This is a genomic window from Microcoleus sp. Pol14D4, assembly GCF_036701245.1.
Taxonomy (GTDB): Bacteria; Cyanobacteriota; Cyanobacteriia; order Cyanobacteriales; family Microcoleaceae; genus Microcoleus.
The window spans coordinates 53,641-76,557 of record NZ_JAUBQM010000020.1; the positions used below are offsets into that span (position 1 = coordinate 53,641).

15 protein-coding genes and 1 tRNA gene are annotated in these 22,917 nt (G+C 47.2%); 7 read left to right on the top strand and 9 right to left on the bottom strand.

The features are described from left to right. Positions 1–4: 4 nt before the first annotated feature. Positions 5–1,894, top strand: coding sequence for an aminopeptidase P family protein (locus QUA33_RS10370; RefSeq protein WP_333148529.1), 1,890 nt, complete (start codon positions 5–7; stop codon positions 1,892–1,894). Positions 1,895–2,074: 180 nt separating this feature from the next. Here QUA33_RS10370 and QUA33_RS10375 read toward each other — a convergent pair. Continuing rightward, a tRNA-Thr gene (locus QUA33_RS10375) sits at positions 2,075–2,147 on the bottom strand. Positions 2,148–2,294: 147 nt separating this feature from the next. Continuing rightward, the gene (locus QUA33_RS10380) at positions 2,295–4,454 is read right to left on the bottom strand and encodes a WD40 domain-containing protein (RefSeq protein WP_333148530.1); all 2,160 of its coding nucleotides are present in this window, start codon (positions 4,452–4,454) and stop codon (positions 2,295–2,297) included. Positions 4,455–4,819: 365 nt separating this feature from the next. Here QUA33_RS10380 and QUA33_RS10385 point away from each other — a divergent pair, with 365 nt between their 5' ends. The 5 genes from QUA33_RS10385 to QUA33_RS10405 all read left to right on the top strand — a co-directional run bounded on the left by QUA33_RS10385 (position 4,820) and on the right by QUA33_RS10405 (position 14,304). Continuing rightward, positions 4,820–5,965, top strand: coding sequence for a sulfate ABC transporter substrate-binding protein (locus QUA33_RS10385; RefSeq protein ID WP_333148531.1), 1,146 nt, complete (start codon positions 4,820–4,822; stop codon positions 5,963–5,965). Between the two features lie 89 nt (positions 5,966–6,054). Next, a complete protein-coding gene (gene cysT / locus QUA33_RS10390; protein ID WP_333148532.1) occupies positions 6,055–6,915 on the top strand; it encodes a sulfate ABC transporter permease subunit CysT in 861 nt (286 codons plus the stop codon). Further along, the gene (gene cysW, locus QUA33_RS10395) at positions 6,905–7,783 is read left to right on the top strand and encodes a sulfate ABC transporter permease subunit CysW (protein WP_333148534.1); all 879 of its coding nucleotides are present in this window, start codon (positions 6,905–6,907) and stop codon (positions 7,781–7,783) included. The genes cysT and cysW overlap by 11 nt, the downstream gene beginning before the upstream one ends. Positions 7,784–7,940: 157 nt before the next feature. Continuing rightward, entirely contained in the window at positions 7,941–8,300 is a 360-nt protein-coding gene (locus tag QUA33_RS10400) for an NIL domain-containing protein (protein ID WP_333148535.1), read from the top strand. 670 nt (positions 8,301–8,970) lie between these two features. Further along, on the top strand, positions 8,971–14,304 hold the full coding sequence (locus tag QUA33_RS10405) for an SdrD B-like domain-containing protein (RefSeq protein WP_333148536.1): 5,334 nt from the start codon (positions 8,971–8,973) through the stop codon (positions 14,302–14,304). 145 nt (positions 14,305–14,449) lie between these two features. On the opposite strand, the gene QUA33_RS10410 is transcribed toward QUA33_RS10405, so the two are convergent. Continuing rightward, positions 14,450–14,830, bottom strand: coding sequence for a c-type cytochrome (locus tag QUA33_RS10410; protein ID WP_333067538.1), 381 nt, complete (start codon positions 14,828–14,830; stop codon positions 14,450–14,452). Positions 14,831–15,010: 180 nt separating this feature from the next. On the opposite strand from QUA33_RS10410, the gene petG reads away from it, so the two are divergent. Next, positions 15,011–15,130, top strand: a complete 120-nt coding sequence (gene petG / locus QUA33_RS10415; protein ID WP_015174208.1) for a cytochrome b6-f complex subunit V — start codon at positions 15,011–15,013, stop codon at positions 15,128–15,130. A 149-nt stretch (positions 15,131–15,279) separates the two neighbouring features. Here the strand turns inward: petG and QUA33_RS10420 are convergent, their stop codons facing one another. The 6 genes from QUA33_RS10420 to QUA33_RS10445 form a co-directional block, all read right to left on the bottom strand. Then, entirely contained in the window at positions 15,280–16,362 is a 1,083-nt protein-coding gene (locus QUA33_RS10420; RefSeq protein ID WP_333148537.1) for a glycosyltransferase family 1 protein, read from the bottom strand. 96 nt (positions 16,363–16,458) lie between these two features. Continuing rightward, positions 16,459–17,529, bottom strand: coding sequence for a glycosyltransferase family 1 protein (locus QUA33_RS10425; RefSeq protein ID WP_333148538.1), 1,071 nt, complete (start codon positions 17,527–17,529; stop codon positions 16,459–16,461). Between the two features lie 164 nt (positions 17,530–17,693). Further along, positions 17,694–19,823, bottom strand: a complete 2,130-nt coding sequence (locus QUA33_RS10430; RefSeq protein ID WP_333148540.1) for a glycosyltransferase — start codon at positions 19,821–19,823, stop codon at positions 17,694–17,696. A gap of 10 nt (positions 19,824–19,833) precedes the next feature. Next, on the bottom strand, positions 19,834–20,367 hold the full coding sequence (locus QUA33_RS10435; protein WP_333148541.1) for a hypothetical protein: 534 nt from the start codon (positions 20,365–20,367) through the stop codon (positions 19,834–19,836). 332 nt (positions 20,368–20,699) lie between these two features. Next, entirely contained in the window at positions 20,700–21,770 is a 1,071-nt protein-coding gene (locus QUA33_RS10440) for a glucose-1-phosphate thymidylyltransferase (RefSeq protein WP_333148542.1), read from the bottom strand. Positions 21,771–22,055: 285 nt separating this feature from the next. Then, positions 22,056–22,766, bottom strand: a complete 711-nt coding sequence (locus QUA33_RS10445) for a M15 family metallopeptidase (RefSeq protein WP_333148543.1) — start codon at positions 22,764–22,766, stop codon at positions 22,056–22,058. Positions 22,767–22,917: the final 151 nt, after the last annotated feature.

Consider the following 22,917-nt stretch of genomic DNA (forward strand, 5'->3'; position numbering starts at 1 on the left):
TTAAATGGTTGCCACTAACTTAAAAGCAAATACAAATATCCAAGATACCTCCGCTGCAAAACTGGCAGACTTGCGCGATTTGATGGCAGATTATGAATTAGATTGCTATTTCATCCCAGCGGTTGACGAACACTTAAATTTATCAGTTCCAGCAGCGAAGCAGAGGCGAGCTTGGATGTGCGGTTTTACGGGTTCCGCCGGCGATTTGTTGGTTGGCAAAGATTCCGCTTGGTTGTTTGTGGATTCCCGCTATTACGAACAAGCCGAATTGCAAGTCGATACTGGAATTATTCAAATATCGAAACTCGGTTTAGAAGGAAATTTAACCTTAATTGAAACTTTAGAAAAACTGGCTGTAGAATCTGCTGAAAAATTAAGAAAAATTCGCATGGGTTTTGACCCATTTACCGTAGCGACAGAGCAATATCAAAATTGGGTGAAAAAATTTGCAACTGCGGAGATTGATCTCATACCAATCCGGGAGAATTTGACAGACAAAGTGCGATCGCAAACTCCTTGGAAAACAGCAGAGACTTTACCCGCGATTGATGCAGATCCCATATTTAGCCTACCTGTATCCCTGACAGGAGAAACCGCCGCCGAAAAATTAGCCAGAGTCAGGGAAGCGATGCAAAAAGCCAACATTGATGTGCTTCCGATTACCAACCTGAATCAAATAGCCTGGCTGTTCAATCTCCGAGGCTCGGATATTCCCCACATTCCCATTTTCATATCCTATGCCATTGTCACCACAGATTCAGCGTTTTTGTTTACAAATCCCGAGCGAATTTCACTAGAAATCAAGCAAGAATTGCGGGCGGATGTAACTTTGCTTCCCTACGCAGACTATCCGCATACATTAGAAACTTGCGTAAATTTGCCACATAAAATTCGGGTACTTTTAGACCCGAAGCACAGCACCGCAGGCACGTACCAGTTAATATTAAACCATCAAGAAGCGCAGTTCTACAACATCGAAATAGTTTTTGATACTCATCCGGTAGAAGGGATGAAAGCTCGCAAAAATCCCGTAGAAATTGAGCAGATGAAATCAGCCAATTTCAAAGCAAGTCGAGCGAAAACTTTGACTTTAAAGTGGTTGACAGAACAGCTAGAAAATGGTAAGGTAGTGACAGAGTTTGATGTCAAGGAAAGCATCGAAAGATTTTACCAGCAAGAAACAGATTTTCAGACTTTAACTTTTAGAACGATCGCCGGTGCGGGAGCCAATAGCTCGATCGTACATTACGGCACCCCCAGTCCTGAAATAACGTTAAAACCGGGGGAACTACTGTTATTGGACTCAGGCGCGCAATATTTAGCAGGTACAACCGACGATACGAGAACAGTAAGTATCGGAGAACCGACGGCGCTACAAATAGAACACTACACAACAGTCTTAATCGCGCACATCAACTGTGCAATGCAGCAATTTCCCAAAGGAACAACGGGAGCGCAATTAGATGCGATCGCCCGTGCGGTATTATGGCAAGAACAGCTAGACTACGGACACGGTACAGGGCATGGAGTCGGCGCGTTTTTAGCCGGTCACGAAGGGCCCAACGGCATCAGCAAATCTGTGCAGTATCCCCTGGAAGCCGGAATGGTAACTAGCATCGAACCTGGATATTACGAACCGGGATGGGGCGGAATTCGCATCGAAAATCTCTATGTTGTCAGGGAAATGCCATCTAAAAACGGTACCGTTTGGTACGGATTTGAATCGCTGACGTATATTCCGTTTGAGCGCAAATTGATAAATGTCGATCGGCTGTCAAAGACTCAACTAGCGTGGTTGAATAATTATCATGCTGCTGTAGTCGAGAAACTGGAACCCGTACTTGATGCAGCAACAATTGAATGGTTGAAAAAAGCTTGCGCTGCGTTAGGTTAAGCCTTGTAATTTGTCGCACATTTAACTTGTGCACCTATTTTTCGGGGAACTCTTGTGGGGTGGATACGCGAGGCCGCCCCAAAGGTACAAACAAAATAGCACCTATCAGATAGGGACACGGCAGTGCCGTGTCCCTACTGTATTTAATGCGATATTTAATCCGATTGAAAACTGCTATAAAGCTGGTGACAGGATTTGAACCTGCGACAGGCTGATTACAAATCAGCTACTCTACCAACTGAGTTACACCAGCAGTGAAACTTAATATAGCAAACTTATAGTCATCAGCGCAACCCCCCCAGCCAATTTTTTTTTCAAATTCCCCCAAAAGCTCTCCCCGCAAGGGCGGAACAAAAATGCTCTTCCTCTGAGCAATGCCCGATGCTTTTGGGCCCAGTCACTAATCGCAGCGCCAAATCTTAATCGTCTGATCCGCACTGCCACTGGCTAGCAAATTGCCCGAAGGTGCGATCGCCACCGAGTACACCGTACCCGAATGTCCCTGAAGAGCGCTCAACAACTCCCCCGTCTGCAAATTCCAAATATTAATCGTATTATCATCACAGCCACTAACCAAAGTCAAACCGTCCCCACTGATAGCAACCGAATCGCCTCGACTCACATAATTCTGCAAAATATGCAGCGCCTCATTCGTTCCTAAATTAGTTACACCCTTTCCCTTCGCATAATTAGTATTTAAAATCCGCAACAAACGGCCCGTGTGCAAATTCCGCAGCTTAATCGTATAATCATTGCTAACGCTAGCAAGAATCTGACCGTCTGGGGCGATCGCCACAGAATTCACCCCAACATTCAACCCCGAAAGAGTCCGCAGCAACTTGCCGCTTTCCACATCCCAAACCTTGCTCGTCGCATCCGAACTGCCACTCGCCAATATTTTACCGTCCGGGCTAAAAACCACCGCATTCACATTGTCAGAATGACCCCTCAAAGTCCGCAGCAACTCACCACTCCGCAAATTCCAAAGCTTAATCGTATTATCAGCCCCGCCGCAGCTAGCAATTACCAGGCGCTTCGGATTAATCGCCACCGAATTCACCTCCATAGAATGTCCCGGAAAAGTACACAGCAAATCACCGCTGTGCAAATTCCAAAACTTAATTGTTTCGTCCGAACTGCCACTGACCAACATTTTCCCGTCAGAGCTAATAGCAACCGAATTTACGCGATCGGAATGTCCCGTCAGAGTGCCAATTAATTCCGCCGTTTCTAAATTCCAAATCTTAATAGTTTTATCCCAACTACCGCTAGCCATAATTTTACCGTCAGGGCTAATCGCCAGAGAATTCACAAACGATGAATGTCCAGGCAGCGTATATACACACCGCCATTTCTGATGTTTTAATTTGTGAGCTAATTCCTTCACCCGCTTAGCTGCCGCCTCAGATTCCTCTCTGCGTTTGAGTTCAGCCTCCTCCAAACGCTGGCGTTCCGCCTTAGCTTTCGCCTCTCGCAGCGCCAGCCGCCGCATCTCTCCCTTATAAACTATTCGCTGTTGCTCCTGAATTTCTTTAAGAGTTTCAATATACGGTTGGGCCCAATCTTTAGAAAACCATTCCTGAGCAAATTCCCCCTCTAATTTAAATAACTGAGGTTCGTGAGTAAAATCGATATTTAAATAATACAAATCAGCTAAAAAAGCCGCCAATAACTTGTGAATAGTCACAATTATTTGTCTAATAATCCGCAGACTCAGCTTTTTGTCTTTCCCCTCCGCCTCCAAGTGGTGATAAACTTCTTCCCAATTCCAAGGCTGCATTGCCACTAGAGAAACGCTCTGATTGATGACTCCCCAAAAACCCACATGAAAATTAACTTCATAATCGCTGATATCGCTGTACAGTATAGCTGTCGGTACGGGAGACAACACTGTCTGCAACCGCTCCACATCAATATCAGAAATCGCTTTTTTGAAATAGTCTCCGTAAAACTGAACCGGGCATAAATCTCCATGGGGGGGGTAGTGCTGGTTCAAAAAAGCTCTTAACTTAGCCGGCAGCTCGATATTCAGATTGTGGCGGAACGAATCAGGGCAATCTTGGCTAATTTTTGCGGGAGCAACTAACAGCAGCAATCGGTGCTGCTGCTGCTGCTGCAAAATCTGTTCAGTTTCCTGCCTGCTCAAATTAGAAAACCAGTTGTCCCTGTCCCAAATAGTTTGAATTTCGCTCAGCTTAACTCGAATTGCTTCTGATTGAAACTCCCGCATTAAGTCGCGGCAAAGCCGGCTAATTGCCCGCTTATCTCTTACTTCTTGTGCCTTAATTCGATTAGCCCGTTCTTCCTTTACCCTTTCTTCTGCGCCCGCGAGGGCGATTAATTCTTGTTCTCTTGCCTGCTGACGCTGCAAATATTTCATTTGTGCTTTAATCCAGCGAGGGTCTTTTTTGATTTGCTGGTTTAAAGCTGAAGAACCAGAAGGTTCAATGTCTGCATAGCGTTCGTTGACAGCGCTTGCTCCCAATCTTTCTCCCAATTCAGAGGCTACAGGCTTCAACAGTTCAATTAGGGTGTCTGAGACTGGGCGGGGTAAGGACATACCAGTTAAAACTTTTTCTTAGTTAAGGACGATCGCGCGAGTCAGGCATATCTCGCTGGGGCGGCGACTCTTGGCAGGGCTATTACATTTGGGCGATCGGCCGATGGTAGTCGTATGGCGTATCGTGCAGCCGCGCAAGTTGACCACCTTAACTCAATTATAGTATTTATACACTTTACATTTTACCCCAAATCTGGATCGAAAGCACCGACGGAAAAGACTTCAGGATATGCGATCGACCCTGAGTTCCTCCAATTCATTTTTTTTGTTGCCTTTTGACTCGCTCTTGTCTATAATCGTACTTCACAACCATAATTACGGTATTCCGACCTAATAACCGTACTTTCTCTAGAGGAACAAATATAATGAGCCCGTGGCAACGCCTAACTCAACACCTTCGCTGGCGACAACAGTCATCAGCCAGCACAAATCAATCATTTACTGCCCTGAAAAGATTTGTGTCCCTATTTTTAGTGGGAATAACTTTAAGTCTCGCCGTTGCATCCTGCAGCCAGGGAACCACCAACAACCCCGCAGCCACTCCAGGCGGTGCTACCCCAGCAGCCAACAAAGGCAACGTAGAATTAACCTTAGTATCCTTCGCCGTCACCAAAGCCGCCCATGAAGCGATAATTCCCAAATTTGTAGAACAATGGCAAAAAGAAAAGGGTCAAACCGTCACCTTCAACCAAAGCTACGGCGGTTCCGGTTCCCAAACTCGGGCCGTAATTGACGGTTTAGAAGCAGACATCGTACACCTAGCCCTAGCCCTCGACACTGCAAAAATCGAAAAAGCCGGACTAATTCAACCTGGGTGGGAAAAAGAAGTTCCCAACGAAGGCATAGTCAGCAAATCGGTAGGAGCAATAGTTACCCGCGAAGGCAATCCCAAAGGCATCAAAAGCTGGGAAGATTTAAGCAAAGACGGAGTAAAAGTGATTACTGCCGATCCCAAAACATCAGGCGTTGCCCGTTGGAATTTCCTCGCACTTTGGGGTTCGGTTGTTAAAACCGGAGGAGATGAAACCAAAGCATTAGACTTTACTAGCAAAGTCTACAAAAACGTCCCGATTCTAACTAAAGATGCCCGCGAAGCCACCGACGTATTTTTCAAACAAGGGCAAGGCGACGCCTTAATTAACTACGAAAACGAGATTCTTCTGGCAGGTGAGAAAGGCGAAAAACCGACTTATACTATTCCCGAAGTCAATGTTTCGATCGACAATCCGATTGCCATCGTCGATAAAAACGTTGATAAACACGGTACTCGCGAAGTCGCCGAAGCATTTGTCAAGTTTCTCTACACCCCAGAAGCTCAGCGAGAATTTGCCAAAGTAGGCTTCCGCCCAGTAGATGCGACAGTAGCCGCAGAACCAGAATTTGTCAAAAAATATGCCCCCATCAAAACCCTATTTACAGCTCAAGACTTAGGAGGTTGGGGAGATATTCAGCAGAAATTCTTCGATGACGGAGCTGTTTTTGACAAAATCCAAGGTTCAATTAAACAGTAAAAAAACAGAATGCTCAGAGCCCCGACTTCCCGGAAGTTGTCGGGGCTCTAAAAGATTCACTATTCTTGACAACTCAAAACTATTCACTTATGGCTGTATCATCTCCAACCAGCAACCCTGAGTCTCCGCTCGAAAATATCAAAAAGGCGATCGGCAAAATCACATTACCTTGGGGAATCACCCTAGGCTACCTCAGCTTAATGCTATTGCTCCCAGTTGCAGCAATGCTGCTGAAAGCCAGCACAGCAAACCCCGCCGAATTTTGGGCAATTGCCACCAGTCCGATCGCTCTTTCCGCCTACGATGTCACCTTCTTTACAGCATTAATTGCGGCATTAATTAACGGAGTATTCGGCACATTAATTGCCTGGGTTTTAGTCCGCTACGACTTTCCCTTAAAACGGGTTGTCGATGCAGCAGTCGATTTACCTTTTGCACTGCCCACCTCCGTCGCCGGTTTAACTCTCGCCACAGTTTACAGCGATAACGGCTGGATCGGCGGGCTGTTTGCACCCTTGGGAATCAAGATCTCATTTACTCGCTTGGGGGTAGGAATAGCCATGATCTTTATTTCCTTGCCCTTTATCGTGCGGACTGTACAGCCAGTTTTAAACGAGATGGAAAAAGACATCGAAGAAGCAGCTTGGTGCTTGGGTGCTTCTCAATTTCAAACTTTCTGGCGAGTAGTTTTACCCCCGTTATTTCCGTCTATTTTAACCGGAGTTGCCCTCGGATTTTCGCGAGCCGTTGGCGAGTATGGCTCTACTGTAATTGTAGCTTCTAACATACCCTTCAAAGATTTAATCGCGCCAGTATTAATTTTTCAAAGATTGGAACAGTACGACTATGCCGGAGCAACAGTTATCGGCACTATCCTGTTAGGTATTTCTCTGGCAATGCTGTTCGCAATTAATCTATTACAAGCATGGAGAAGACGCTATGACGGCTAATATCAATTCACCCGCTGATTACAAATTTCCGCCTGCGGGTTCTAGTCGGAGTCAGGAGAAAGCCTGGGTAAAACCAACTTTAATCGGAATTGCGAGCGGCTATCTTGCTCTCGTCTTATTCATCCCCATGCTCAACGTTTTTTACCAAGCTTTCCGCAAAGGATTTGAACCATTTCTTTCTAACTTAACCTCGCCAGATTTTCTGCATGCAGCCCAACTTACCCTGATAATTTCTCTGATAGTTGTGCCTGTAAATACAGTCTTTGGTTTGTGTGCAGCCTGGGTAATCGGCCGCAATAAATTTCCCGGTCGCACGCTATTAATCAGCATTTTAGACGTGCCGTTTGCCATATCACCGGTAGTTGCAGGTTTAATGATTGTACTGCTTTACGGTCGGGTGGGATGGTTCGGACCGTGGCTGGAGGCGGCTAATATCAAGGTTATTTTTGCCTTCCCTGGAATGGTACTTGCTACTGCTTTTGTTACCTTGCCTTTTGTGGCGCGCGAAGTAATTCCTGTTTTGGAAGAAGTGGGTACAGATCAAGAAGAGGCAGCTAAAACTTTGGGAGCAAATGACTGGCAAATTTTCTGGAATGTCACGCTTCCCAGTATTCGCTGGGGATTGCTTTACGGAGTAATTTTGACCAATGCTAGAGCAATGGGAGAATTTGGAGCCGTCTCTGTAGTGTCGGGAAATATTGCTAAAAAAACGCAAACTTTGCCTTTGTTTGTAGAGGATGCTTACAAGCAGTATGCGACACAAGCCGCATTTTCAGCGGCGGTAATTCTAGGTTTTTTAGGCGTTATTACCCTTGTGCTTAAGGAGATTTTGGAACGAAAAACTAGCATTAAGGAGGTTGAAGAATAATCATCAGTCATTAGGCTGTAGGCTCTACGCAGTTGTTAGTCATTAGTAGGGTGCGTGGCTATCGACAATCTGCTTGGAAGCTCGAAAAGCTCGCAGATACGCACTCTACAAGATCTTGGTGCAAAATGTAAACTCAAAGAAACATTAGGAGGCCCAAATGTTAGCTCACAACACTAGCGAATCTGAATTTGAGACGATCGGCAATTTTCACAGAACCCAAGAATCAGATATTCCCAAATCTGATAGCGGTGACAGCAGACCAACTCAAACCCGCATTCGCATTCGTGTTCCTAAAGAGTACCATCAGGAACCTGTGATCTCTAACTTGATTTCTGAATACGGTTTGACGGTGAATTTTAATGCAGCTTTGTTAGGTGTCAAAACTTTAGATGATGGCTGGTTTGATTTGGAACTTAACGGTACAAGTAAACAGATTGAAAGTGCTCTGCTTTATCTCAATGATTTAGATGTGGAAATCTGGAGCAATTCCAATAATCCCGATGAAGAAACTTGGTAATTAGTGAGTCTTGCACGCACCCTAGTGGAAGAGGAGTTAATATTCTGGACTGCGACGCCAAATTTTCTTTCCTCTTCCCAGTTTATTGAGTAAAATAGTGTCCAGAAATATTAGTCATCAGTCAGCATTTATCAGTCCTATATATTTCTGTAAAATAACTGTTCTAAGTTTTGTAGTGAGGAATGCAAGCCCTCATAAAACTCACAGGACTTGCATTCCTCACTACAAACAAATTTGATAGCGGTTGTTCGATCGCACATACACCTCATTCAGCAGCCAACCACTACCAAATAATATCAGCTTACAGCTAATAACCGTGATTGATAACTCTTGACTCACAAATATCGATCGTCATCAGTTAACTATTAGATTGACATTTTTTATAAAATCTGGTAATTTATCCATCTCTGGCAGATCAATAAACAGCGCACAAATCTTCTCCAACATTACTTGGAATAGCCGGAACAATATCTCCCTTTAAAACTTCTAAACAATCAAACTAACTCGGTTAGGGCAGGGGAGCATAAAAAAACGTTTTTGTCAATATTCAATTTAGGTGAAAGTTAGGGGCGATCGACTCTCATCCGCACTCACCGGAAAAAGCTCGATCGCTGTTGCGGTTGGTTTGTGATATGAATTTGATGTGTGCGTGTACCAGGAGGATTTGAACGTGGAACTTTATAAAGAACCGAAACACCAGATAGTTTTTGCAGATTCACAAGTTAAAGATTGCGAAAGTTTAACAGAAACGGTCAATCCCGATACAGAAATTGTTATTCTGAAAGCCGATCGCGACGGCATCGAGCAAATCGCCGAAACACTTAAACAGCGGCCAAACATAGCAGCCGTCCACATTTTGTCTCACGGCGCAGCAGCCAGCTTGCAACTGGGAGCAACAGAACTAAATCTCAGCAACATTGAAACCTACCGCAATTATTTAGAAACATGGTTTGCTTTGCCAACAGCCGAGGCAAACTCTAACTCTCCAATTACAGCTAAACCCGAAATTCTGCTTTACGGTTGCAACGTCGCCGCCACAGAAGCCGGTGTGGCTTTCGTGGAAAGGCTGAGCCAGCTCACGGGAGCAAATATTGCCGCTTCCGATAACTTGACCGGCAGTGCGGCAATGGGTGGAGACTGGGTGCTGGAAGTAACTACCGGCAACATAGAAACACCTTTGGCTTTTTCGGCTGAGGCGAGGGAAGCTTACAGTGCAGTTTTAGTCGCCACATTTGGCGAACTGCGCGATAAGATTCTGGTGGCAAATGTTTTGACCGACACCGACACGATTGCCATCACTGGCGACATCACCTTCGCCCCCGGAGAAGTTCTGCCCAGAATTACTAACCCCATCACGTTGACCGGTGGCGGTTTCACCCTAAATCTCAACACTAACCGGGGCTTCTCTGTAGACAGCGGTGCTGCTGTCAGCATTTCTAACCTGACAATTGCCAACGGTAGCGCTGTGGGTGGTGCCGGTACAGCCGGCGGTGGCGGTGGGGCCGGCATGGGAGGCGCACTATTTATCAACAACGGAGCTGTCACAGTTAACAGCGTGACCTTTACTGCCAACACCGCTACAGGAGGCGCTGGGGCAGCAGCGGTAGCCCCAGCGGGTGCTGGTGGCAGCGCTGATTTTGGCACCCTCTTCGGTGGCACTGCTGGCTTCAACTTCACAACTGCGGGCGGTCCTGGTGCTGCTGGTACTGCTACTGCACCCAACGCTGGCAGTGGTGGTGCTGGCGTTAACAATACTTTTGGAGCGGGCGTTCCCGGCGGCCAAGGCGGTCCGGGCGGTCCCGGTGGCATCACTACCTTCGCAGGCGGTACTGGCGGCGCAGGCGGCGCAGGCGGTAGCGGTGCGGTAGGCGTCCTCGGCGGTGGGGGCGGTGCTGGCGGTGATGGCGGTGCTGGCGGTACTGGAGTTGTTGGCAACGGCGGTGGCGGGGCTGGGGGTGCAGGCGGTGCTGGTGGCTTTGGTGGCGGTGGCGGCGCAGGCGGTTTTGGTGGTACTGCTACTGCCCCTGCTGCGGTCGGTGCGATCGGCAACGGCGGTGTCGGGGGCTTCGGAGGCGGTGGCGGCTTCGGTACCGCAGGCGGAGCCAGCACGCCTATCGGAGCTTTTACCCCGGGCGGCACCGGCAGCGCCACCGGTGGCGGCGGCGGTGCTGGTTTGGGAGGCGCAATTTTTGTTAATGCTGGCAGTTTGACCCTGAACAACAGCACTTTGTTCAACAACACAGCAACGGGAGGCGCGGCTGGCGGTGCGGGGGCGACACCGGGACAGGCTGCGGGGGCCGCGATTTTTGTCAACAGCGGCGCTACAGCAACTCTGACTAACAACACCATTACTAGCAATAGTGCTGGTACGGATCCTGCTGTTGCCAACGGCGGGGGGATTGCGACGAATGGCGGTACTGTGAATGTCCTAAATTCGATCGTCGCAGGCAATCTTGGCGGCGCAAGTCCCGACGTGTTCGGAACCTCTTTCGCCGCCACCAGTATCAACAATTTGATCGGGAATGTTGCTGGCAGCAATTTACCTGCCACCCAGCAACTGACCGTTCCTCTAGCAAATGTCATCGCCCCTACCCCAGGATTGAACCAGGCTACAGGCGTTCCTGTCACCTATGCTTTGGCGGACAGTCCTAATCCGGCGATCGATGCTGGGGATGCCACGGCTGCGGCTGCTGCTGGCGCGACTGACCAGCGGGGAGCTGGCTTTCCCCGGACGATCGGCGCTAGTGTTGATATCGGTGCTTATGAATACGGCCCGATCGTCACAGGGGTTAAATTCAACGACCTTAACGGCGATAGCCTGCAAGGTGCCGCGGCGACTGAACCAGGTCTTCCGGGCTGGGTGATTTCTGTAGGCACAAAGAGCGCTACTACCGCAGCCGACGGCACTTACATTCTCCGCGATGTAAAAACCGATACTCCGATTATAGAAACGCCTCCCGCTGGAACGCCTGCGACTGCTTGGGTGCAGACCCTCGGCCCGACTCCGGCAAATACGGGTATTGTTAATGTCACCGGTGCCAATTTCGGCAACTTCCAGAAAACATCGATCGCGGGCAAAACCTACACCGATCTCGCGGGCAACGGCTTCACGCCCGACGACACCGTATTAAACGGCGTCACGGTCAACCTCTACAAAGACACCAACGCCAACGGTACGCTAGAAGTCGGCACAGATACTGTTGTCGGCACTGCACAAACCACTGCAGGAGCCGGAGATTACACATTTGCTGATATCGGCCCCGGCAATTACCTGATACAAGCCACGGCCCCAGCCAACTCCAGCATCTCTTTCCCCGCTGCCGCAATTCTCGTTAGCGCCCAAAGCGGTACTCCCGTCACCGCCCAAAACTTCGGCGTTTTCCAAAACATCACCGTCAGCGGCACCAAATTCACCGACCTCACAGGCAACGGCTTCTCTGCTGATGACACGCCGCTCAACGGCACCACCGTTCGCTTGTTCAAAGATACTAACAATAACAGCACTTTAGATACGGGTGATGCGGAAATCGCCTCTCAAGTTACCGGGGCAGCGCCAGTGGCTGCTGGTACTTATAGCTTTCCCAACGTCGGCTCCGGTCGGTACTTTGTGAGAGAAGACGTACCGACTGGTTTCTCACAGACCGCCGGCCCGACTTTTTATACAATTAACCCGGTCAGCGGCACAAACATTACGGCTCAAGACTTCGGCAACTTCCAGTTGGGCAAAATCAGCGGGATTAAATTTAACGATCTCAACAAAAATGGCATCCAAGAAGCGCCAGCAGAAGAACCCCTAGGAGGCTGGACAATCTACCTGGATGCCAACAACAACGGCGTCCAAGACGCAGTAGCCGCCGAAACAGGCACTAACGCCGCCGTCACCGATGTCGCCGGTAAGTACCAGTTCACCAACTTGCCAGCGGGCACTTATACAGTGCGGGAAGTGCCACAAACTGGCTGGACGCAAACTGTGCCCCCCGTCAATGCAGCCACGCCTACTCTTTCCGGCGCGTTTACGATCGCAGTCACCAGCGGTACCGACTCCCAAAACAACAATTTCGGCAACTTCAAGCCCAACTCGATTAGTGGTCTGAAGTTCAATGACCTCAACAACAACGGGGTACAAGATACCGGGGAACAAGGGCTTGCCAACTGGCAATTCTTCCTCGATACCAACAACAACGGCACTCTCGACACCGGGGAACCGAACACCCTCACCGATGCCACAGGCAACTACAAATTCCTCGATTTGTCAGCAGGAACCTACAAGGTGCGGGAAGTGTTGCAGCCTACTTGGACGCAAACTACCCCCGACCCGGATGACATCACTGTCACCAGCGGTCAAGACATCGCTAATATCAACTTCGGCAACTTCCAGTCGAGCACAATCAGCGGTCAAAAATTCAATGACCTCAACAACAACGGCGTTAAGGATGCCGGAGAATTGGGGCTGGGTAACTGGCAAATATTCCTCGACAGTATCAATCCCGATGGCATCTTTCAGCAGGGCGAACCGACTACCATCACTGATGCAGCGGGCAACTACACTCTCCGAGATATACCCGCAGGTACTTACCAGGTAAGGGAAGTCCAGCAAAACGGCTGGACGCAGACGACCCCTAACCCCGCCCCCGTTACGGTTAATCCCTCCGATAACATCACGGGCATTGACTTCGGCAACTTCCTGCCCCAACCCGGAGCGATCCAAGGTCTGAAGTTCCAAGACACCAACAACAATGGCACTCAGGATGCTGGAGAACCGGGTTTACCCAACTTCCAAATTCAGTTAACCAATGTTGTAGCTGGAACTGCTCCTGCTCCTGTTACTACTACCACAGACAACAGTGGTAACTACCTGTTCGCAAACCTAACGCCGGGAACCTACCGTGTCCGGGAAGTCAACCAAACTGGGTTTACCCAAAGCACACCCCAACCCGCCGACATCACCCTAACTTCGGGCGCTATTGTCACTGGCATCAACTTCGGGAACTTCCCAGCGCCGACGCCGACTCCGCCGACGCCGACTCCGACCCCGCCACCACTGCCACCTGTACCGACGCCGACTCCTGCACCTGCACCGGCGCCGACACCTGCACCTGCACCGACGCCGACACCTGCACCTGCACCTGTACCGACGCCGACACCGACGCCTGCACCTGTACCGACGCCGACACCGACGCCTGCACCTGTACCGACGCCGACTCCTGCACCTGTACCGACAGATTTGGTTTGCCCTGAGAACTTCCCCAGAATCGCTACTCCCAATGAGCCCGGCACTTCTTCAGCGGGTAATGTGATCAATGGCCCTAACGGCGACGATACGATCGTGGGTAGTGCCGGCAGTGACTCTATCTTCGGATTGGGCGGCAACGATTTGATCTTTGGCCGAGGGGGCGGTGACTACATTAATGGCAATACGGCCAACGATACTGTCTACGGAGGCATCGATAGCGATACTCTCTTCGGTGGCAAAGGGTTTGACCTGATTTTTGGCGATCGCGGTAACGATACAATTTATGGCAATCGTGGCAATGACTCTCTTTCTGGCGACGAAGGCAATGACTTATTGTACGGGGGCAAAGCCGAGGACGTAATTTTGGGAGGCGCTGGCGACGATGTGCTATTTGGCGATCAAGGCAATGACACTCTCTGCGGCGGCGAAGGTAACAATACCTTAATTGGCGGCAGCGGCGATGATTTGCTCTTTGCTGACACCGGCGATAACTTGCTCTTTGGCGGCATTGGCAGCGATACCTTCGTCGGTGGCAGTGGCAGCAATGGCTTTGTCTTGTCAGCGGGCGGAGGAATTGACACCATTATCAACTTCACCGCAGGAGTTGATTCGATCGGGTTGCTCGGAGGCTTGGACTTCAATCAACTGTCATTGACCGAAACTAATGGCTCGACGGCGATCGGAATCGCCAACAGCGACCAGATTTTGGCTATAGTGACGGGCGTACAGCCGAGCCAGTTATCGGCTCAGAGTTTTAGCTTGCTGGTTTAGTCTGCAGATAAAACTCGGCAGTTGCAACAGATCCTACACTTGCCTGTCGGCCCACCAGAGACGGACTAACTGAAAGCAGAGCCTCGAAACCCATGCTTCGAGGCTTTGCCAAAGAAGGGGAACGAATTCCGTTCCCCTTCTTTGGTCAAATTTGTTCGAGGTATTTCAGCAAATCGGCCATTTCTTGCGGACTCGGCTGAAACTGCGGCATTGGTGGGGTTTGCCCGCTGGTGACTTGCCGGATCAGATCGAATTCGGATTTGCGCTCGGACACTCCGTGCAAGTTGGGCCCGACTTGACTGTCTGAAACGGATATGTGACAGCCCGCACAGTTCATTTGAAAGATGGCAGAACCCTGAAACGGGTTGCCCGTGAGGGATAGTACGCTTTTGACGTAAGGATCGGCGACTTGAAACTGACGAATTGCGATCGTTGCCAAGATGATGGCAAGCAACACCGCTACCCCAAATATGGCTAGTCGCTCGATCGGGTTTTTAATTTCATTCCTGGCAAGTTGGTTATTCAAAGGAGTTCAATTAAAAATAGTATCTACAAGAAAATTTATTTCTCATAACATAGCTTAATCGTTCGCAGCGGGGAGAGCAAGATCTAATACTCCCGGAAGGTCGTTTTTCGGAAAATTCATCTGTGTAAGTGCTGGTAATATTAAAAATAGGTTGTTAAATCTTAACGTTAAGGAGATCTCATGGTAGAACCGCTGCTTTCAGGTATTGTTCTGGGTCTAATCTTTGTTACTCTGTCGGGGCTGTTTTTTGCTGCTTATCAGCAGTACAAGCGCGGCGATCAGTTGGGTATCAATAAGTAAAAGGGGCTACAGTCCCTCACTCAGGCTGTCAGGGGGAGGGGGAATTGGGAATTGGGCATGGGGCATGGGGCATTAATCTACCTACTGACTTCTTCCCTCTTCCTTCTTCCTTCTTCCCTTTTCCCTCTTCCCTCTTCCTTCTTCCTTCGTTAAAGATATCGATCGAGAATAGCAGCAGTTTCCAGGCCTGTTTTTTCCCAGCTAAATTGTTTTGCTCTGGCTAAACCGAGATTCCGCAAGTGCGATCGAACTTTGGCATCCACTGCAAGCTGGTGCATAGCAGAGGCAATTTCTTCGACGCTGTAGGGGTTTACTAATAATGCTGCACCCCCAGCCACTTCGGGCATTGAAGACAGGTTAGAAGTGATTACAGGAGTGCCACAGGCCATTGCTTCGAGCACGGGGAGGCCGAATCCTTCCCAAAGACTGGGAAAAACCAGGGCGATCGCTTGGTTGATGACTTTGGGCAAGTCGGCTGCGGGGAGGTAATCTAGGAATTTTACTCGATCGAACAATCCCAATTCTTGAACCTGTGCCTTCAGCAATGGCGTATAGCGTTTGTCTTCCGAACCTGCTATCCACAATTCGTACTCGGAATTCTGCTGCAAAGCAGCAAACGCTGCTACCACTCGCTGCACATTTTTATATGGATTGTGGCGCCCGATATAAAGAAAATAATTGCTTGTTGGTAAGTCTAGAAAACGAAAAAAACTGGTATCGTATCCGGGGAAAATTGGCGTAATTAAATGAGTAGGAATATTGCAAAAATTAGCGATATCTTTGGCAGTTGATTCAGAGTCGCATATTACGTGTTGAGCCTGCCGCAGCACTTGGGGAATGTAGTAGCGGTGGTAAGGTGTCAGAGGATCGAACCGGCGGGGAAATCGCAGCGCTATCAAGTCATGTACTGTTATTATATAGCGGCAATTTGCAAATAGAGGAGCTTCGGGAATTGGGGAAAATAACAGGTTAGATTTTAGCTGTTTGTAAATTTTTGGGAGTTGGGTTTGTGTCCACACCAATCGGTTGATGTGTCCTTTTGTTCCTTGTTCTGGTGTTAGGTTGGCGGGGATTTGGTAGCAGTTGTTATTGGGGAATTTTTCTGCTGTGAGTAATGTGGGGTTGAGGGATTTTAGGTGGGGAAATAGGTTTTTGGCGTAGATGGCTAAGCCGGTGGGTTTGGAAATTAGGAAGGAGAGGTTGATGAGCAGGTTGGATTGGGGATTGGGCATGGGATAATATGTAGATTGCGGTTTTTGGTGGGATTTTTTTATTTAACCGCAGAGGGCGCAGAGGACGCAGAGAGGAGAAAGGAAGAGAGGGAAGATTTAAAGATATTGCTGTAAGATGTTGGCGGTTGCTGTTCCGGTTTTGTGCCAGCTAAATTGAGATGATCTGGCTAAACTAGCAGTTTTTAAGTTCGATCGCACTTTTGAATCTGTGGCTACTGTTTGCATGGCTTCGGCTATTTCTCCGACGCTGTAAGGATTGACTAATAATGCCGCATCTCCGGCTACTTCTGGCATCGATGATAGGTTGGATGTGATGACTGGTGTGCCGCAAGCCATTGCTTCTAAAATTGGTAAGCCGAATCCTTCCCACAGTGTAGGGAAAACTAGGGCGATCGCCTGATTCATCAGTACGGGCAATTGAGAATAGGGAATGTAACCGAGAAATTTTACCAAAGATTGTAAACCTAATTGTTCAACTTGTGCTGTCAATTGCGGCGTGTAGGCATTGGGAGGCCCTGCTAGCCATAATTCGTAATTTGCGCGATCGGGCAAACTCGCAAATGCAGCAATTAATCTTTCTAAGTTTTTGTAAGGATCGTGTCTACCTGTATAAAGAAAATAATTTTTGGCGGGCAAGTCGAGATATCTAAAATTAATATTATCGCAAGCTAGGGGAATTGCGGTCATATTTTTAGGCGGAATTTGGTAAAAATTAGCAACATCTGCCGCCGTTGCTTGAGAATCGCAAATAATGTGTTCTGCTTGCCGCAAAACCTGCGGTATGTAGTAGCGGAAATAAGTTGTTAAACGAGAAAACCGTCGGGGAAATCGTAAAGGAATTAAATCGTGAACAGTGACGATGTAGCGGCAGCCGGAATACAAAGGTGCTTCGGGAATAGGGGAAAATATCAGGCTAGACTGCAATTTTTTGTAAATTTTAGGTAAGTCAAATTGAGTCCACAGCAGCCTGTTAATTTGTCCTTTCGGCCCTCGATCCGGTGTCAGAGTTTCGGGAATTGGGTGGCAAGTATAATTATCAATTTGCTGGGAAGCGAGTAATGTTGGTTCTAGCTGTTGCAGTTGCGGGAAAAGATTAGCGGCGTAAGTCCCGATTCCCGTTGGTTCGGGTGTTAAAAAGGACAAATTGATTAACAGTGAATTAGACATGATTTTAGAGTTCCGGCGACTGGAAGTCGCGACTACACATACAAAGTCCGCCTGCGCGGACTGAATAAAACGGTAATAAAATTGACTTTGATATTAGTCCTATGCAAGAGGACTTTAGCTTTGGGCTAAGGATTTTAACCCCTGATGGACTACTTAATTAGCCTTTAAGTTCGATCGAGCATTTGAGCTATATCGGCAGGATTTGGCAGCCGAATTGTAGCATACTCTTGGTGAATAATATCAAAAAAACTATTGACTTTTTTCTCAAAATGTGCAAGTCTAAAGTTCTGACTGCGTTGCTGTGCACCAGCTTGAAGTTCTGCTAGCAAATCGGGATTAACAATTAGTTGATGTGAATGCTGGCACAGTTCCTCAACGGTATTGAACAAAAAGCCCGATCGCCCATGTTCGACAATTTCCGGTTGACCGCCGCCGTTGAAAACAATCGGAGCACAACTATTTTGCATGGCTTCGACAGTCGCCATCCCGAAATGTTCAAATCTTTGAGGATTGACTTCACCCAAACCGCAGCCGTGCCAAAATATGCTTGCTCTAGCATAAAGCGATTTTACCTCATCGAAGTCAACATTGACTTTGAGATCGATCGCCCTTGAATCTTGCTTCAATAAATTCTGAACAGTCTTTAAATAAGGATTGCGGGGAATGCTGCTGCCAGCTAAAACAAGCCGCCATCCTTGAAAATCTTCGGGATAATCTGCTAGCAAACAGCGGAAAGCTTTAATTAGTTCAATTTGCTTTTTTGTTCCCCCAGCTTCAAACTGTCCCACCGCCAAAATTATTTTTTCTTTCGGCACTTTAACGGTTGCCATTTCTATCGGCGGATAAAGCAGAAAAGTTGGCTGTAGGTTCCAGCGTTTCTCCAACCACTTAACAGTAAATTGACTGTTGGCAATAATGAAAGTGTAGTCATCGACAGCAAAGTGACGGTTGCGGAAGGTATTGGGAAAGTGGCAGAAAAATATTGAGATTGGCGACAGTGGCTTAACTTTTTCCAGTTGGTTCGCGTTGATAAAAATATCGTAGTTTTTGCTTTCTCTGGCAATTTCATCAAAGGGATTTTCCATATCTTCCACGATGATGCTGGAATCGATGCACTGCATTCCGCGTTTCTCGTAAAACGCCAAGGGCATAATTTTAATTTTGCATCCTGAAAGGTTAAGTCCGTACCACGATTCTAAGTCGGAAACAGCAACTGGTTTGTTGGCGATAAAAGTAATGTCAAATTCATTTTGTAGCAGCGAGGCGAGGGTAGCGACGTATTTTTGACCGCCACCAATAAAATGCAGTCCGTGATCGTAAATGGCGATCGACATTTTGCGATCGCCCCGAACCACCTGTAAGCGAGACAAAATGCGATCGATCTTCATCCGACTGTAAATCACCGCCAACTTTTCCGACAACTGTGGCAATACAGTTTCAATGATTTCTGGTTTCTGATAATCCAGCAGCTTTTTAATCGCTACAAATAAACTCTCAAACAGCAAATCGTACTGCTTGTTAGTAAAAAAATCAGAAGTATGAATTCCCTTGACTAATTGCAACGGTTCATGTTTTGCCAAATACAAAAACCGATTCCGGTTGCAGAAATACTCGGTAAGTTTGCTTCCTTTACTCGAACCCCTATATTCGTGATGAGCGATAGCTGCGGGAGTATAAAGCATTTTCCAACCGCGTTTGTGGCAGCGTTTGGCAAACTCTACATCCTCAAAATACATGACAAAATCTTCATCTATCGGCCCCACATCTTCGAGACATTCTCTGCGAAAAAGCACCGCCGCCCAACAAAGCCCTTCGACTTCCCGTTCTGTATCGTACTGTCCCGAATCTTTTTCGCCAAAACCGACATCTTGCCAATAAAAATTAGGCAATTGCTGAATGCCAGCGCTGTTAATCTGCCCGTCTTTAAACAGCAATTTGCCGCTAGTCGCACCTACTTCTTTATTAGTTTCTAGCCGTTTTACAAGAATCTCTAACCAGCGACTGTCTAGGGTAGCATCGTTATTTAGAAAGCCGATATATCGCCCTTTTGCCGCGCTGATGCCGAGGTTGAGGGCTTTAGCAAAGTTGTTGGCGGAGTTGACAAAAATCCGAACTTTTGGAAATAGTTCGCGCAGGGAAGTAACGGAATCGTCTTGAGAGCAATTATCAATTACAATTAAATCTAGTTGCTGTTCGGGGTACGCAAGTTTTTGTAGAGATTTTAAGCAATCTTTCGTGTGGCGCAGACCGTTATAGTTGACTATAATTAGCGAGCATATGGGCAGTGTGGTCATCTTTGATGCTTTATTGTTGTCGATCGAGCAATTGAGCGGTAATCTTCTCTAAAATAGCAGTATGTTGCTGCTGCACTGCTTTAATTTGCTCTATTTCAGACTGAAAAGTTGCGATCGCTCTTTGTTGAGTCTCAAGCTGTGCTGTAACTTCGGGAGATGCGCTGCTGAAGTCGGATTCAATTTTTTTCTCTAGAGTTTGCTGATTTTCTTGCAATTTTTGCAATTGAATGGTCAGTGTTTGAACTACACGGGTATTAGCGAAATTGTAAATAACTTGGCGTTCTAGTACGGGTCTGAGCAATTTTCGGACTATTTTTCTAACGGCGATGACTGCGGAACCGAGTCGCCTTTGGTAAGAGGTAATTGGGATGTTATAAATGTCGAAACCTGCCTTTAAAAGGGCGATGTCTTCGTCATCTTCATTTTGGGCGATCGCACTATTTTCGGTTTCCGACAGAGGCTGCTCAGCAATACCAATTCGCGGCTCCAAAGTTTGTCGCAATTTATGTATTATCTGTTGAGTTGGTATTTCTTCGTACTGCAAACTTTCCTCTCCTTTAGCTAACTTACTATGACTTATTATGGAACCGGCATCTTTGCTGTTGCAATCATGATAACTAATTGTGAACAGGCAGCTTTGCTGTGTGAATAATTGTGGAACAGGCAAGATGCGTGTTCCAGGGGGGGCAGGATGCCTAACCCTACTCCCCACAAGAAAATTCATCTCTTGTTACATCAGGATTATTGCTTCCGATATTGGCACTATCTCAATTTAAGCTATAGCAATCCTAAATCATTTGTGAATTTCTTAATCCCTCCCCTTACCAAGGGGAGGGTTGGGGTGGGTTAAAAACTTTACGGCTTCTGCAAGGATTGTTATAACTCAATTTGACTGTCATCACCAATCATAAACCGCAGAGCTTTTGGACGAGCCGGCGCATTTGTGAGTTGAGCTCGTTGCCCGATCACGCTGTCAACAATTCGCTGGTGAATGCCAACTATTTTCGCCCCTTGCAATATTACACTGTGTTCGATATCGGCATCAATCATCGTCACGCGATCGGCAATACTGCTGTAAGGCCCGATAAAGCAATTTTCAATGCGGCAATTTTCCCCAATTACCACCGGCCCGCGAACTGTAGAATTAATAATTTCCGTTCCTTCCCCTATTTGCACTCGCCCGATAATTTGACTTTTCGCATCTACTGTTAATTCAGTTGAAGCTACTATACGGCTATCTAAAATGATTTGGTTTGCACTCAGCAAATCGTCTTTTTTCCCCGTATCCAGCCACCAACCTTCTAAATTGCAGGCTTCTACGTGTTTTTCCTGATTGATGAGCTGTTGAATGGCATCGGTAATTTCGAGTTCGCCCCGGGGCGAAGGTTGAATTTGATCGATCGCCTCGTGAATAGTAGGAGCAAAAAAGTAAATTCCCACCAGTGCTAAATTCGATGGCGGGACTTGTGGTTTTTCTACTAACTCCAAAACTCTTCCTTTCTCATCAACTTTTGCCACACCGAAAGCAGAGGGATTGGGAACGGGACGCAACAAAATCAGGGCGTCTAGTTTCTGCTTGTTAAAAATATCTAAAAACGGCTGTAGCTGATTTTCAATTAAGTTATCTCCCAAATACATAATAAACGGAGAATCTCCCAAAAACGGTCTGGCAATTTTCACCGCGTGAGCGAGTCCCGCCGGCTCTGCTTGCAAGATATAAGTAATTTTTGCACCGAAGCGAGATCCATCTCCTGTTTTTGTCTTCACCTCTTCCCCGGTTTCGGGACTAATAATAATCCCAATATCCGTAATCCCAGCCGCCACAATTCCTTCAATTCCGTACCACAGTATCGGCTTATTTGCTACAGGAACCAATTGCTTAGCACCCGTATAGGTGAGGGGACGCAAGCGTGTTCCTTTGCCGCCAGAGAGGATGAGTGCTTTCATTGGGTGAACTCTGAGTTATCCTTTAGGGTTTGCGGTGCTGGCTTGATTTGCCTGCACTTGTTCGCTCTCGTTGATTTTAAAGCACTGCTACCCCGCTGGCAATAGTTGGCGTGTCTGATGATACAAATTATTTATGGCGATCGAGCTTTTATAGTCCTGGACGCATAGAGTGTCAGAAACCGAGTTTCTTCCCGAAGAAAGCACCTAAAAGCTGAGGTTTTTTGTCAACAAACCCGGTTTCTCAAGGTTGCGAGTGCGCCAGTGCAGATTTAATTGCGTACCCTTTTAATACCGGCCATATCGAGCAATCAATTGAATACCACTATTGTTTTGATTTGTCAACCAAGCCCACATTTGATCGCCCAGACAAAAATGCCACCATTCGTTAGGATGTTGCTGAAAACCTGCATTTATCATCGCATTTTTTAAGGTTTGCCTGTGACGGTGATATTGCTGTTCTTGTGGGTGATTGCTGTTAGCAAAATAATCTGGATAAGAACGTTCTGATATTTCATCAATCGGAGAACCCATATCAATGGGCAGATTATTTTCATTCACTAAAGTTACATCTAAAGCTGCACCTGTACTGTGAGGGGGAGGCGTCGCGCGATCGAGGCTCGGTACTGCCCAAAATTGATATACGTGTTCTATAATTACTTGGCGTTTGTCTTCCGAAACCGGAAATTCGCAGCCTTGAGCTAAAGCAATTTGATTGAAAGTATAATCCACCATAAATTGCTGGACTTCCACCGGCCGATAAGCGTCAAATATCAGAATTTTCCAATTAGGGTGATTTTGTTGTAGCTGGGTTTGAGCAGCGATTAAACTATCTACAACTCCTTGCCGCAAATAGTAAGGTGAATCTGCTTTGCTGTTGTGATAGGGAGCACCCAACTTTTGATAAGGGTGCGGGATTTCAAAGACAAAATGTTCTGTTGGAATAGGGACTAAAGGTTCCCCACATTCGTCGATCGCTATTTGCTGGTATGGTTTCATATCAAGGTTTTACCCTACTTTATGATTACTGATGAACTACAATACTTAGTATATGCTTTTCACTTGAGTGCGTCGGGAGCGTGTCACTTTTGCAATAAGTACAAATACTTAAATAAGGCTGTTGTGACCAATTGCAGCCATTCTGAGTAAA